Below are 12840 nucleotides of genomic sequence, written 5' to 3'. Positions count from 1 at the left end.
TTCAACGTCTTTCGTCGATAAAGCGTCTTTTATTAATACCGCAAAAGAATGGGATTTGCGGAGAAGTATTGTAAGGGGATGAAAAAGTGAATAAGTCGCAACTGATTGATCAAATCGCAGAGGGTGCCGATATTTCTAAAGCGTCGGCGGGCCGTGCACTGGATGCCTTCGTAGAAGCGGTTTCTGATACGCTGAAGTCGGGTGACCAAGTCGCTCTGGTAGGTTTTGGTACCTTCTCTGTACGCGAGCGTGCAGCGCGTACTGGCCGTAACCCGCAAACCGGTGCAGAGATTCAAATTGCTGCCGCCAAAGTACCTGGCTTCAAAGCAGGTAAAGCACTGAAAGACGCCGTGAACTAATCACAGCGTGAGCCATTGCCGAATTATTCAAGTTTGACTGGGTGTTAGAGCTGCAAAGCCAATAACAACCGCGTATAATCCGGCAAGAAGAGCGTAAAGGCGCATCATTCGATGCGCCTTTTTAGTTGACAAACCACCAGCCCAAATCAGTTGGAGTACCGGCCAGTTATGATGGAACGTATACGCGAAGGCACCAACAGCCTTGCGGTGAAGATCATTTTAAGCCTTATTATCTTTTCCTTTGCTTTTGCCGGGGTCGGCAGCTATCTGGCAGGGGGTTCCAACCCGCCCGCGGCAACGGTAGGCGATAAAGAAATTAGTCGTGCACAGCTTGAACGTGCATACCAAAACGAACGCGCGCGCATGCAGCAGCAAGCCGGTGAGCTGTTCAATCAATTACTGGGTGATCCTGAGTATGTGAAGCGTTTTCGTCAAAACATTCTCGATCGGATGGTTGACGATCTCTTGCTTGAACATGAAGCCAGTGAGCTCGGGTTACGAGTCAGTGACGCGCAAGTCAAAGATGCCATTCGTGCAATGCCGCAATTCCGTCAAGGCGGACAATTCAACAATGAGCGCTATCAAGCCGCATTGCGCCAGACTGGGTTAAGCGCGGATGAGTTTGCCAACTATGTACGGACTGACTTAGTACGTCAGCAGCTGCTTACGGCATTGCAAGCCTCGGAGTTTGTTCTGCCGAGTGAGCTAGAAAGCCTCTACCGTCTAGAAGCGCAAAGCCGTGAAGTACGTACTATCACGCTGCCGGTTGATGCATTTGCTGCCAAGGTGTCTTTGTCAGACGAAGAGCTTGAAGCTTACTATCAAGCCAATCAAGACGACTATGTGCAACCGCGTATGGTTAAAGTGGCGTATGTGGAGTTAACCGGTGAAGGGCTGGCTGACGATATCCAAGTCACTGACGAAGACATTGCCACTTACTATCAAGAAAACCAATCGCAGTATGGTTCTCAAGAGCGTCGCAAAGTCAGTCATATCCTTATTGAAGGGACTGGTGACGATGCCAAAGCCCGCGCTGAGGCAGCACTTGAGCGCTTAAATCAAGGCGAAGACTTTAGTGAACTGGCACAGCAAGTCTCTGATGATACTTACAGTGCCGAACAGGGCGGATCACTTGATTGGATTGAGCCAGGTGTGATGGATCCTGCGTTTGAAAAAGCGGCGTATGCGCTAGCCAACAAGGGTGACTATAGCCAAGTAGTAAAATCAGATTTTGGCTATCACATCATTCGTCTAGATGACATCGATGCTGCGGATATCACGCCACTGAGTGAGGTGAAAGAGGATATTCGCGTTGCGCTGCAGCAAGAGCGCGCGGCTGATCGTTTCTATGCTCAATCAACGAAGCTTGCCGAAGTCGCGTTTGAAGATGCCAATGGTCTTGAGCCAGCTGCTGCTGCAATCAATGGTAAGGTACAAATCACTGACTTCTTTGCCCCAGAGCAAGCGCAAGGGGTAATGGCACGCCCAGAAGTGCAACAAGCGCTGGATAGCTATGACGTACGTGAAAATGGCCTGAACTCGGAACTGATAGAGCTTTCAGGTGAACATGCCATTGTGGTCCGCTTGGATGATGTCAAACCTGAGAAACAACTGAGCTTTGATGAAGTGAAGGATCAGGTGACACAGACCCTGGCCGCACAAAAAGGCCAGCAACAAGCACAAGAGCAAGCAGATGCTTTGCTGACACAGCTTGAAGCTAATGGTGCACTGACTGACAGTGAATATACATTCAGCGAGCCACAAACCTTAAACCGTGTTGCTCAACAACTTGCGATTTCTGAACTGGCCTTTACCTTACCTAAGCCGGAAGCGGATACCTCGAGCTACGGGGTGACTACGGATGAGCAAGGTAATGTAGTGGTTGTGGCACTGGATAAAGTGATTGAGCCAGAGGTGCCTGAAATTAGCCCGCAAAGCCAAATGGCAGCCCGTGTTGCCCGTGCGATGAGCAACATGTCTTTGTCGGCAACCTTGGAAGAGTTACGTAACCAAGTGGATGTCAATTACGCGGACTCAGACAGCCAATAAGCGGATAACGGCACACCGCGAGAGTTAGATGTCTCTCGCAGCAAAGTGTGTGAAACAACAAAAACGGCGTAGGACTTTTGTCCTGCGTCGTTTTTCTTTTTTTGAGCGCATGCAAGGCGTGTAGGAGTGGCGTAGGTTGAGAGCGAAAATTAATCAATAGAGGATATCTGATGAAAAAGCTACTCACTTGCCTAATGTTTGCTCTCTCTTTGGTCTTGGCGCCCACAGCGTGGAGCGCGGATGAGAGCGCGACTCCTGCGGCAGCTCAAGCGCAGACTATACAGGTCAATATCAACACCGCGGATGCAAAAACTCTCGCCGAAAAGTTAGAGGGCGTGGGGCCATCAAAAGCCGCCGCGATCATCGAATATCGCGATGACCACGGCGCTTTTCGCGCACCGGATGATTTGATTAAGGTTAAAGGGATTGGGAGCGCGACGTTAAAGAAAAACCGGGATCGAATCAAAGTCTAAGTGACCCCCACGCGCAAAGGTTTTGCACAACCTTTGCGCGAATAGGGCTTGAGTCTTTGCCTGCCAAGACACACAATGACTCCATTACCGTCAATGTAGCAGGATGCGATGACTCAAAAACAAAGCCACTTTTTTGCCCACCTCGCGCGTATGAAGCTGATTTATCGTTGGCCGTTAATGCGCAATGTTTCCGCAGAAAATATCTCAGAGCACAGTTTGCAAGTTGCTTTTGTGGCGCATGCACTCGCGCTTATCAATAACAAGCGGTTTGGCGCAAATTATCAGCCCGATCGGATCGCGGTGTTAGCCATGTTTCATGACTGCAGTGAAGTGATTACCGGAGATTTGCCAACGCCGGTGAAGTACTTCAATCCTTCTATTGCGACCGAATATAAAAAGATCGAGAAAATGGCGGAGCAAAAATTGATTGCGATGCTACCGCCGGAACTACAAGACGATTACCGTAGCTTGATTGATTCAGACACGATCGATTCAGATGATTATTTGCTGGTCAAGCAAGCCGACACGCTATGTGCCTACCTCAAATGTTTGGAAGAGATTGCGGCTGGCAATCATGAGTTTGAGCAGGCCAAAAAGCGCTTAGAGACGGCGATGGAAAAGCGCCGTTCGCCGGCGACCGATTACTTTATGGCGACGTTTGTTCATAGCTTTACATTATCGCTCGATGAGATCAGTGACGATGGACTTTAATCTTCCTGACGCGTGGCAAGCGCGTCGCATGAGCAATGAAAATAAAAAGCGACGCAATGATAAACGCTCCGTCTATCAGCGCGATAGAGCGCGCATTTTACACTCGGCGGCCTTTCGTCGCCTGCAAGCGAAAACGCAGGTGTTGGGGGCTGAACACAGTGACTTTTATCGCACCCGACTCACGCATTCATTGGAAGTATCCCAAATTGGTACTGGAATTGTTGCGCAACTGAAAGAAAAGCAGCCGACCTTTCGACCGCTGTTGCCTTCAACCGGACTGATGGAAAGCTTGTGCCTAGCGCATGATATTGGTCATCCGCCCTATGGCCACGGCGGCGAGATCGCACTGAATTACATGATGCGTGAAGAGGGTGGGTTTGAAGGCAATGCCCAAACTTTCCGTATTGTCACCTTGCTAGAGCCTTATACTCAGCATCACGGTATGAACTTAGCGCGACGAACCTTATTGGGAGTGATGAAGTATCCTGCCTTGATCAGTGCTGCTCATAACGGACAATCGCCCTCACCGGTGACGGACTTTCGGCACTTGAAGGCGCGCGATTGGCAACCTGCTAAGGGCATTTATGATCATGATAGTGCGCGGCGCGACTGGGTTCTCGAACCATTATGTGACGCGGATAAAGCCCTCTTTTTAACCTTTCGTGATAACCAACCTGATGGTGAACACCGCAAAACCCGCTTTAAATCTTTAGATTGCTCCATTATGGAGTTAGCGGACGACATCGCTTACGGGGTGCATGATCTTGAAGATGCGATAGTGATGGGCTTAGTGAACCGTGAACAGTGGCAAGAAGCGGTTGCCAGTGTGCTCGCCGAGTGTGGCGATCCATGGTTAGAAAGCCATATTGGGGAGCTGAGTGAGCAAATGTTTGGTCCTCCTTATGAGCGCAAAGATGCGATTGGCGCGCTGGTGAATACCTTGCTCACGTCGGTTGAGATTGCGCCCACTGTGCAAGATGGGGCACAGTGCTTTCAATCACCGTTACTGGCGTGGAATGCGTTCTTGCCGGATGTGATGGCAGGTGTACTGGAGACACTGAAACGCTTTGTCAGTGAGTTTGTGGTTAAACAGCCAGAGCTTCAGGTGGTGGAGTACAAAGGGCAACAATTGGTGATGGAGCTTTTTGATGCGTTTGCCTCCGACCCGGAACGTCTCCTGCCGAAAGATTACCGGCAAGATTGGCTGATGGCGCAACAGGTGGATGAGTCAGGAATGCGCGTCATTGCGGATTATTTGTCGTCGATGACCGACAGTTTTGCCCAAAAGCTGCATAGCACCATGTTTACCGCCGCCAGCAATGGTCCGCTTTATGCGATTCGCTAGTCGTCCTGCTGGCCGGATTGAGTGTGTGATGCCGGCATAAATGCCAGTTGGCGCGCGATCATGGCTTCAAAGCTTGCGAGCAGTGGCTGATAATGCTCACTGTCACCACTGAGTTCGCTAAGTGCGGCAAATCCGGCCTCTAGGGTAGACAAGGCGCCCGGCTTGCGGCTTTTACGTATCCTGTATTGGCTCGATGGCATGGTGTTGATGGTTGCGGTAGGCAAGTCATGCAGGTTGGTTGAAAGCTGATACATCTTGTAGGCTTTTTTCCATGTCCCGTCGAGTAAGATGATCCCCCATGGCCGCTGCTTGTCTTCCTCGCCCAACGCCTCGGTCAGCGATGAAAGGGAGCAAGCGTGCTCGCCCGGATATAAGACGGCATAGCGTCGCTCAGATTGCGCGAGTGCATCGTTAAGTGCGGCATGTTGGCTGAAGTCCTCGCCCACCCAACACTGGCAATTATCCAGCGCAAGCGCGAGCAAACAAGCACTGTTCTTAGGGTGTGAGACCTCATCGGGGTGCTGCAGAATAATCACGGGAATGGTATTGGTCAGCGGTGTGACGGCATCGCACACACAAATCGCTTTGGCTTTATGACAAGACGCGCAGTATCGAGACATGATGATCGCTGGTTGAGAACGGAATCAAGCAGCGTTTTACCGCTGCTTGATGAAAAACGCAAGTATCACGTAGCCACAGTCGTGACCTGGCTGTAGCCCGAGAGGAAGCGTTCAAAGCGGCTAATAGCCATTTCTAAGTCATCCACGCGAGGCAAGGTGACAATCCGAAAATGATCCGGTTTGGGCCAGTTAAAGCCGGTGCCTTGTACCATCAAGACTTTTTCTTGCAATAAAAAGTCGAGCATCATCTTTTCGTCATTGTGAATGTTGTAGCGCTTGGTATCGATCTTCGGGAACAGATAGAGCGCTCCTTTAGGCTTTTTRCAGCTTACTCCAGGGATTTGATTGATCAGCTCGTATGCCTTATCGCGCTGTTCTAATAAACGGCCACCGGGCAGAATTAACTCGTTGATACTCTGATAGCCGCCCAGAGCTGTTTGGATGGCATGCTGCATCGGCACATTGGCGCAAAGGCGCATCGAAGCCAGCATTTCTAAGCCTTCAATGTAGCCCCGAGCGTGCTGTTTGGGGCCAGTGACCAGCATCCAGCCAGAACGAAAGCCACAGACTCGATAGGCCTTAGACAAGCCGTTAAAGGTCAAACACAACACATCAGGGGCTAAAGTGGCGATAGAATGATGCTGTGCGCCGTCGTAAAGGATCTTGTCGTAGATTTCGTCGGCAAAAATAATCAGATTGTGCTGGCGGGCTATCTCGACCACCTGCAGCAAAAAGTCGCGACTGTATACCGCCCCGGTTGGATTGTTCGGGTTAATGAGCACGATGCCGCGTGTTTTGGCAGAGATCTTTGCCTTGATATCATCAAGATCTGGATACCAGTCCGATTCTTCATCACACAAGTAGTGTACCGGCTTGCCGCCCGACAATGACACCGCCGCGGTCCACAGCGGATAATCCGGTGACGGCACCAACAACTCATCGCCATTATTGAGCAAGGCCTGCATTGCCATCACGATAAGCTCTGAGGCGCCATTACCCAGATACACGTCTTCAACATCTAAGTCCATCAAGCCGCGTTTTTGATAGTGCTGAACCACCGCCTTACGCGCGGAATAAAGGCCTTTTGAATCGCAGTAACCTTGTGAGGTCGGAAGGTTACGGATTACATCGACCAAAATCTCATCTGGCGCATCAAAGCCAAAAGGCGCAGGGTTGCCGATATTGAGTTTTAAAATGCGGTGGCCTTCTTCTTCAAGCCGTTTGGCTTCTTTCATCACTGGGCCACGGATGTCGTAACAGACGTCATCCAGCTTGGCGGACATCCCGATGTGTTGCATTGACTTTCCTGTTTAGTAAAAGGTGAATATTGTTATTAGGCTTTTTTGGTAACTTACACTATTCGCGGTCTGATTCGAAAGAGATAAACGAATAAAGTTTTACCGATGGCTGTCGGGCAAAAAAATCGACCAAGTTCGACAGAAGACTGATCTAGCGCATGTTTATCCCCGCAGGGGACAGGTAGACTGACAAGCATTAATTACGTGCTACATAAAGCCGTACATGATTTGCGAATAGGACTGCCGCCCAATGCGGTTGGAGGATGTCGTGACTACCTTGATTCAAGCGGCCAATCAGTTACAGAGCCAGTTGGCAATATGCCAAGCTCCCGCTCTGTTACAAGCAGATTTTGACTGGCCGAGTAACCTTTCCCCGATTGCTTGGCTGGATGCCCAACCTGTCTTCCCTAAAATGTATTGGCAGTCGCGCGATGGCCGCGAAGAGGCATTGGTGTTAGGGGCGTGCCGCCGTTTTTCTCAGCTACATGAAGCGCAAGCTTCACTCACGCCACAGCAGCGAATTTGGGGATGTGTGGCGTTCGATGATGGCGCTGGGAATGGTGATTTTTTTCCTGCCGGTCGTCGAGTTGATCCGCCGTGATGCGCATTGGCAGCTCTCTGTTAATGTACAGACCGGTGTAGATAGCCAAGCGATATTGAGCCAAGTGATCTGGTTGGGGCGGCCATTGGCCCCCATGCAAAGTCAAGTCATGCAGGAAAATCATACCCCGATGTATCAGGGATGGTGTCAATCGGTGACCACCGCGTTGGAGACGATGGCATCGACATCGCTTAAAAAAGTGGTTTTAGCTCGACAAACACGGTTGACGTTGGATGCGCCCATTCGCGCCGGCCAGTTACTCAGTCACAGCCAGCAGCATAATGCAGAAAGCTTCCACTTTTTATTCGCGACCAGCGAGCAAGATGCATTTCTTGGCTCGACGCCTGAACGCTTGTATCGGCGCCGCGATTGTCGTGTCAGTACCGAAGCTGTCGCGGGAACCGTCAAGCGTGGCGCGACCTTCAGCGATGATCACCAATTAGGTGAGTGGTTGCTACATGACAATAAAAATATTCACGAAAACCAATTAGTGGTTGACGATATCTTGGCGGGAATACGCCGTCATGCACTCACAGTAACTGCTGATCCTGCTCCGCACTTAATGGTATTGCGTCATTTACAACATTTGCGCCGCCGCATCAGTGCGATTGTCGGCCCCGGTGTGGACGATACGGTATTGTTAAGCGCCCTTCAGCCTACCGCCGCTGTCGCGGGGTTGCCGCGTGATTTAGCGCGCGCATTTCTTGCTCAATATGGCATTGTTCGCGGACGCTACAGTGGAGCGGTGGGGTATATCTCACAGCGTGAAAGCCAGTTTTGCGTTGCTATACGCAGTGCGCAGCTTTCAGGCCATACCATTGATCTCTATGCGGGGGCAGGCATCGTGCCGGGCTCAGATCCGGATACCGAATGGCAGGAGCTGGATAATAAACTCACGACCTTGCGCCAATGTTTACCGGATGCCCCAGTGCCCCTCTCAGCCGAAAGAATGACAGGAGTGTGCGGATGACGCTGGCGCTCACCCACACATGGGCTGAAGTGATCATTGACGAGCTGTCGCGACTGGGCGTGCAGCACATATGTATTGCGCCGGGTTCTCGCTCTACACCGCTCACGCTCGCTGCTGTAAAGCAAAGCCAGCATCCGCGACGCGGTGTCACTTTGCACAGTCACTTTGACGAGCGCGGGTTAGGCTACTTAGCGCTAGGGCTGGCAAAAGCGCATGCGTGTCCGGTTGCGGTGGTTGTCACCTCTGGCACCGCGGTGGCGAATCTTCTCCCTGCGGTGGCGGAAAGCCGCTTAACCGGCGAACCTTTGGTGATCTTATCGGCCGACCGACCGTTTGAATTGGTTGACTGTGGTGCCAATCAAGCCATTGAGCAACCCCGCTTGTTTTCTTCCCATGTCACGCAAACGCTCTCTCTTCCAGCCCCTGAGACCGCGATGCCCTTGTCAGCACTCCTGAGCAAGATTGATCATCTGATGGCTCAGCAGGCCCAGCATGGTGGCAGTGTGCATATCAACTGCCCGTTTCGAGAACCTTTCTATGGCGAGCGTGACCCCGCAAGTGAGCAATCATTGCGGGCCGGATTAGAACAATGGCTTACTGATGACAAGCCGTATGTGAGAATGATGCCAACCAGATCGCAGTGGCAGATGCCTGCCTCTTGGCAACATCTCGCGTCGCAAACCAGCAAGGTGGTATTGATTGCTGGTGCGCTGCCGGCCAACACAGGCGCTCAGGTGGCGCGGTTGGCAAGCGTCCTCGATGCGGTGGTGCTGGCTGACCCGCAATCCGGCGTCAAAAGCACAGCGCCGGGGCATGATTTGTGGCTCAACGCGCCTAGCACTCGCGCGCTATTGGATGAGGCTGAGTGGGTTATTCAACTCGGTGGCCGTTTGGTGTCCAAACGGTTAGGGCAGTGGCTGGCCAACATAGAAGTACCGTACTGGCTGATCACCGATCGGGAACAAGCGCTCGATCCAGCTCATCGGCCCAGTGAATACGTACGGTTTATGCCCCAGCAATGGGAGGAAGGTCTAGACGCGTTATCGGATGCGCTCACTCAGCTGCAACGACCAGTAAGCGGCTGGGCGCAGGCGGTGACCACAGCGGCACAGATACAACGGCAACGCGCGTATGCAAAAGTGGAAGACAGCCTATCCGAACATCGCCTTTTTCAGTCTCTGCCTAAGTGGCTGCCCTCAGAGTGTGATGTGTTTTTAGGCAATAGTTTGACGATTCGCTTAGCCGATATATGGAGTGAGCTGGGTGATTATCGCGTATACGCCAATCGAGGGACGTCGGGTATTGATGGCTTACTCGCAGGTGCAGCGGGCGTGCAGCGAGTGAACCAGCACCCGATGCTGGTGGTGTTGGGAGATACCAGCGCCTTGTATGATTTAAACAGCTTGGCGCTGTGGCGTGATGCACCTGCCCCCGCGGTTATTTTGATCCTTAATAACGACGGCGGTGGGATTTTCGATATGTTACCGGTTGAGCGATCTCTGCGAGATGACTACTACCGTATGCCGCATGGTTTGGGTTTTGAACCGGCAGCAACCATGTTTGGCTTGCCTTACCACCAGCCCAAAGACGTAGTGAGTTTGAGCGAAACCTTGCGAGGGGCGTTACAGTCACCCGGCGCAGAGGTAATTGAAGTCAATACACCTGCAGGCGAGGCAGGGAGTGTTCTGAACCGTTTATTGGCGGAGGTAGCGCATGGCTAGTCGGCTAACCTATCGCCAAGGCGGAGATCCCAATGGGCCGCGGGTGGTGTTCTTACATGGCTTATTGGGTAGCGGCGACGATTGGCAAGCCGTAACTGCTGCGCTCTCCCATTGTCACTGGTTATGTCTTGATTTACCCGGACACGGTGAGAGCTGGACACAGCAATGTCAGCATTTTGACGATGCGTGTGACGCCATTTTGACAACCTGTGAGCAGGTATGGGGGCGGGAGCCAGCGCTATTAGTCGGTTACTCCCTCGGTGCGCGTTTAGCGATGCATTGCGTTATCTATGCACCTACTCGCTGGTCTGGCGTGTTGTTAGAAGGTGGTCATCCGGGACTTGCTGATAACGAGGCCCGTCAGCAGCGACTCGCACATGATAAGCAATGGGCCACACGCCTTCGTCATCAGCCGTTAGACGCAGTGCTAGACGATTGGTATCGCCAGCCTGTCTTTCAATCTCTTGATGAATCGGCCCGTTGCGCGATGGTCCAACGGCGCTTATCGAATCACGGATCGGCCGTAGCGGATACCTTATTGGCTACGTCGTTAGGCCATCAAGCCGACTTACGCAGTGTGCTAAAACACTGTTTTCAACACGGGCTCGTCATTGACTACCTTTGTGGGGAGCGCGATAAAAAATTCCATGCACTTGCCAAACATTTGCATCAAACCACTGGGATTGGGGTCACGGTGATCCCTGAGGCGGGTCACAACTGTCACCAATCAAATCCACAAGGCTTTGTACACGCATTACTCGCAAGTGCAGCTTTTCAGGGCGTTGCCCCAACCAACCTATAAAGGGGAGATCCTATGGCTATTACGCCGGGTATAACCGAACAAGAACTATACGCACCCATTGAGTGGGTAGAGGCTGATCAGACATTCAGTGACATTCTTTACCATAAATCGGCAGACGGTATTGCGCGTATTACGATTAATCGTCCCCAAGTTCGCAATGCCTTTCGTCCCCAAACGGTCAAAGAGATGATGCAAGCGCTTGCTGATGCCCGTTACGACAGTGATGTAGGAGTGATCATCCTGACCGGTTTAGGCGAAAAAGCCTTTTGTTCAGGAGGCGATCAATCCATCCGTGGTGACTACGGCGGCTATCAAGACGACGAAGGCACTCATCATCTTAATGTGCTGGACTTTCAGCGTCAGATCCGTACCTGTCCAAAGCCTGTGATTGCTGCCGTGGCCGGTTATGCTGTAGGCGGAGGTCACGTGCTACATATGATGTGTGATCTGACCATCGCGGCCGATAACGCCCAATTCGGCCAAACTGGGCCTAAAGTGGGGAGCTTTGATGGTGGCTGGGGCGCCTCGTACATGGCCCGCATTGTGGGTCAAAAGAAAGCGCGTGAAATTTGGTTTCTATGTCGGTTCTATAACGCGCAAGAAGCGTTAGATATGGGACTAGTAAACACTGTGGTGCCACTTGCCGACTTGGAGCGAGAAACGGTGCGCTGGTGTCGTGAAGTGCTGCAGCACAGCCCGATGGCACTGCGTTGCCTAAAAGCCGCGTTGAATGCTGACTGTGACGGACAAGCTGGGTTGCAGGAGTTAGCAGGGAACGCAACCATGATGTTCTATATGACTGAAGAAGGGCAAGAAGGGCGCAATGCGTTCAACGAGAAGCGCCGTCCGGCGTTCAATCGTTTCCCACGCAATCCATGAGGTGAGTATGAGGCAGGCACGGATCTACCACTATAGGTTACCGATCCAGTCGGGCGTATTTGTGCGCGACCAGCGACTGGCTGAGCGGGAAGGGTTAGTGGTTGAGCTGAGCGAAGGCGCACGTCGCGGCTGGGGCGAAGTGGCGCCTCTGCCGGGGTTTAGCCAAGAGAGCTTTGCACAAGCACGCCATGCGTTGATTGCCGCCACCGCGGCATGGTGTGATCACCGCCATGTGGCGATGACGCAATTACCGTCCTCAGTCGCATGGGGAGTGAGTGTGGCGCAAGCGGAGTTGGACCAAAAGCTACCGACAGAGGCGACGTTTGCGACTGTGCCTGTCTGTACGGGCGATCCTGATGCGCTCTTACAAGCCTTGAGTGGACCCAGTCAAACGCCATCACCGCAAGCCAAGGTAAAAGTAGGCGAATATGAGGTGGCGCGCGATCGGTTGATGGTCACGACCTTACTGGAGGCGGTTCCGACATTAACCTTACGGCTGGATGCCAATCGGCGTTGGCGCCCAGAGCAGCTAAGCCAGTTTTGGCAAGGCTTGAGTGATGCACATCAACAGCGGATTAGCTGGATAGAAGAGCCCTGTGCCGAACCCTTGCAATCACTTCGCTGTGCGCAACAGTTGGGCTTTCCTCTCGCTTGGGATGAGACATTGCGCGATCACGATGACAGTGAATTGATTGAAAGTGAATACGTTTCGGTGTGGGTGCTCAAACCCACTTTGATGGGCGATCTTGCGTCACTGACGAGCTGGATTGATAGCGCGACAACGCTTGGCAAGCAGGCAATGATCAGTGCAGCGCTAGAATCAAGCCTTGGACTCACGCAGCTATCACGCTTTGCCACTTGGTTAACGCCGGATGTGGTTCCTGGACTTGATACGCTGAGTATCTTTGCCCACCAACTTGACCGTACGTGGCCAGGTGCGCCGCAGCCATTAGCGCCTCTACATGACCAGCCCCTTATCTGGGTGAATACATTGTGACGGCCTCGGCGTTCG

The 12840-nt window shown here is 52.3% G+C and carries 13 protein-coding genes; 11 read left to right on the top strand and 2 right to left on the bottom strand.

Features of this window, described 5'->3' with window-relative positions:
• Positions 1–86 precede the first annotated feature (86 nt).
• The 5 genes from hupB (at position 87) to BZJ19_RS00700 (ending at position 4937) form a co-directional block, all read left to right on the top strand.
• Positions 87–359 (top strand): nucleoid-associated protein HU-beta, encoded by a 273-nt coding sequence (gene hupB, locus BZJ19_RS00720; RefSeq protein ID WP_069590554.1) that lies wholly within the window; start codon positions 87–89, stop codon positions 357–359.
• A 168-nt stretch (positions 360–527) separates the two neighbouring features.
• Positions 528–2408, top strand: a complete 1881-nt coding sequence (gene ppiD / locus BZJ19_RS00715; RefSeq protein WP_077674262.1) for a peptidylprolyl isomerase — start codon at positions 528–530, stop codon at positions 2406–2408.
• 170 nt (positions 2409–2578) lie between these two features.
• Positions 2579–2881: a ComEA family DNA-binding protein gene (locus BZJ19_RS00710; RefSeq protein WP_201249159.1), complete on the top strand. Its 303-nt coding sequence runs from the start codon at positions 2579–2581 to the stop codon at positions 2879–2881.
• A gap of 108 nt (positions 2882–2989) precedes the next feature.
• Positions 2990–3592 carry a 5'-deoxynucleotidase gene (gene yfbR, locus BZJ19_RS00705; RefSeq protein ID WP_077674260.1) on the top strand — a complete coding sequence of 201 codons (603 nt, stop codon included), beginning with the start codon at positions 2990–2992 and terminating at the stop codon, positions 3590–3592.
• Positions 3582–4937 carry an anti-phage deoxyguanosine triphosphatase gene (locus tag BZJ19_RS00700; RefSeq protein WP_077674259.1) on the top strand — a complete coding sequence of 452 codons (1356 nt, stop codon included), beginning with the start codon at positions 3582–3584 and terminating at the stop codon, positions 4935–4937. The genes yfbR and BZJ19_RS00700 overlap by 11 nt, the downstream gene beginning before the upstream one ends.
• Here BZJ19_RS00700 and BZJ19_RS00695 read toward each other — a convergent pair.
• Together BZJ19_RS00695 and BZJ19_RS00690 are read right to left on the bottom strand one after the other, a co-directional pair.
• Entirely contained in the window at positions 4934–5557 is a 624-nt protein-coding gene (locus BZJ19_RS00695) for a tRNA-uridine aminocarboxypropyltransferase (RefSeq protein ID WP_077674258.1), read from the bottom strand. The two genes, BZJ19_RS00700 and BZJ19_RS00695, sit on opposite strands and share 4 nt — an antisense overlap.
• 65 nt (positions 5558–5622) lie before the next feature.
• On the bottom strand, positions 5623–6855 hold the full coding sequence (locus BZJ19_RS00690) for a pyridoxal phosphate-dependent aminotransferase (RefSeq protein ID WP_069590543.1): 1233 nt from the start codon (positions 6853–6855) through the stop codon (positions 5623–5625).
• A gap of 268 nt (positions 6856–7123) precedes the next feature.
• Between BZJ19_RS00690 and BZJ19_RS17060 the strand changes: the two genes are divergently transcribed.
• The 6 genes from BZJ19_RS17060 to menC are packed head-to-tail and all read left to right on the top strand — an operon-like array spanning position 7124 to position 12825.
• Positions 7124–7456 carry a hypothetical protein gene (locus BZJ19_RS17060; protein WP_131826376.1) on the top strand — a complete coding sequence of 111 codons (333 nt, stop codon included), beginning with the start codon at positions 7124–7126 and terminating at the stop codon, positions 7454–7456.
• A complete protein-coding gene (locus BZJ19_RS00685) occupies positions 7413–8426 on the top strand; it encodes an isochorismate synthase (RefSeq protein WP_157891145.1) in 1014 nt (337 codons plus the stop codon). The genes BZJ19_RS17060 and BZJ19_RS00685 overlap by 44 nt, the downstream gene beginning before the upstream one ends.
• Positions 8423–10147 (top strand): 2-succinyl-5-enolpyruvyl-6-hydroxy-3-cyclohexene-1-carboxylic-acid synthase, encoded by a 1725-nt coding sequence (gene menD, locus BZJ19_RS00680; protein ID WP_077674256.1) that lies wholly within the window; start codon positions 8423–8425, stop codon positions 10145–10147. Before BZJ19_RS00685 ends, menD begins: the two co-directional genes overlap by 4 nt.
• On the top strand, positions 10140–10949 hold the full coding sequence (gene menH, locus BZJ19_RS00675) for a 2-succinyl-6-hydroxy-2,4-cyclohexadiene-1-carboxylate synthase (protein ID WP_077674255.1): 810 nt from the start codon (positions 10140–10142) through the stop codon (positions 10947–10949). The genes menD and menH overlap by 8 nt, the downstream gene beginning before the upstream one ends.
• Before the next feature lie 12 nt (positions 10950–10961).
• Positions 10962–11828 (top strand): 1,4-dihydroxy-2-naphthoyl-CoA synthase, encoded by an 867-nt coding sequence (gene menB, locus BZJ19_RS00670; protein ID WP_069590537.1) that lies wholly within the window; start codon positions 10962–10964, stop codon positions 11826–11828.
• Between the two features lie 7 nt (positions 11829–11835).
• Complete coding sequence (gene menC, locus BZJ19_RS00665; protein WP_157891144.1) at positions 11836–12825, top strand: o-succinylbenzoate synthase; 990 nt, start codon at positions 11836–11838, stop codon at positions 12823–12825.
• Positions 12826–12840 lie beyond the last annotated feature (15 nt).

The sequence above is a fragment of the Salinivibrio proteolyticus genome (assembly GCF_001996165.1).
GTDB classification, from domain to species: Bacteria; Pseudomonadota; Gammaproteobacteria; order Enterobacterales; family Vibrionaceae; genus Salinivibrio; species Salinivibrio proteolyticus.
The sequence above is the reverse complement of the archived record's forward strand: the minus strand, read 5'-3'. Positions and strand labels throughout refer to the sequence as shown.

Bases quoted from the DNA above. Each gene is read 5' to 3' on its own strand.
- BZJ19_RS00700 (WP_077674259.1), top strand. From the start codon at position 3,582: ATGGACTTTAATCTTCCTGACGCGTGGCAAGCGCGTCGCATGAGCAAT.
- menC (WP_157891144.1), top strand. From the start codon at position 11,836: ATGAGGCAGGCACGGATCTACCACTATAGGTTACCGATCCAGTCGGGC.
- BZJ19_RS00685 (WP_157891145.1), top strand. From the start codon at position 7,413: ATGGTGATTTTTTTCCTGCCGGTCGTCGAGTTGATCCGCCGTGATGCG.
- BZJ19_RS00695 (WP_077674258.1), bottom strand. From the start codon at position 5,557: ATGTCTCGATACTGCGCGTCTTGTCATAAAGCCAAAGCGATTTGTGTG.
- menB (WP_069590537.1), top strand. From the start codon at position 10,962: ATGGCTATTACGCCGGGTATAACCGAACAAGAACTATACGCACCCATT.
- menD (WP_077674256.1), top strand. From the start codon at position 8,423: ATGACGCTGGCGCTCACCCACACATGGGCTGAAGTGATCATTGACGAG.
- yfbR (WP_077674260.1), top strand. From the start codon at position 2,990: ATGACTCAAAAACAAAGCCACTTTTTTGCCCACCTCGCGCGTATGAAG.
- menH (WP_077674255.1), top strand. From the start codon at position 10,140: ATGGCTAGTCGGCTAACCTATCGCCAAGGCGGAGATCCCAATGGGCCG.
- ppiD (WP_077674262.1), top strand. From the start codon at position 528: ATGATGGAACGTATACGCGAAGGCACCAACAGCCTTGCGGTGAAGATC.
- BZJ19_RS00710 (WP_201249159.1), top strand. From the start codon at position 2,579: ATGAAAAAGCTACTCACTTGCCTAATGTTTGCTCTCTCTTTGGTCTTG.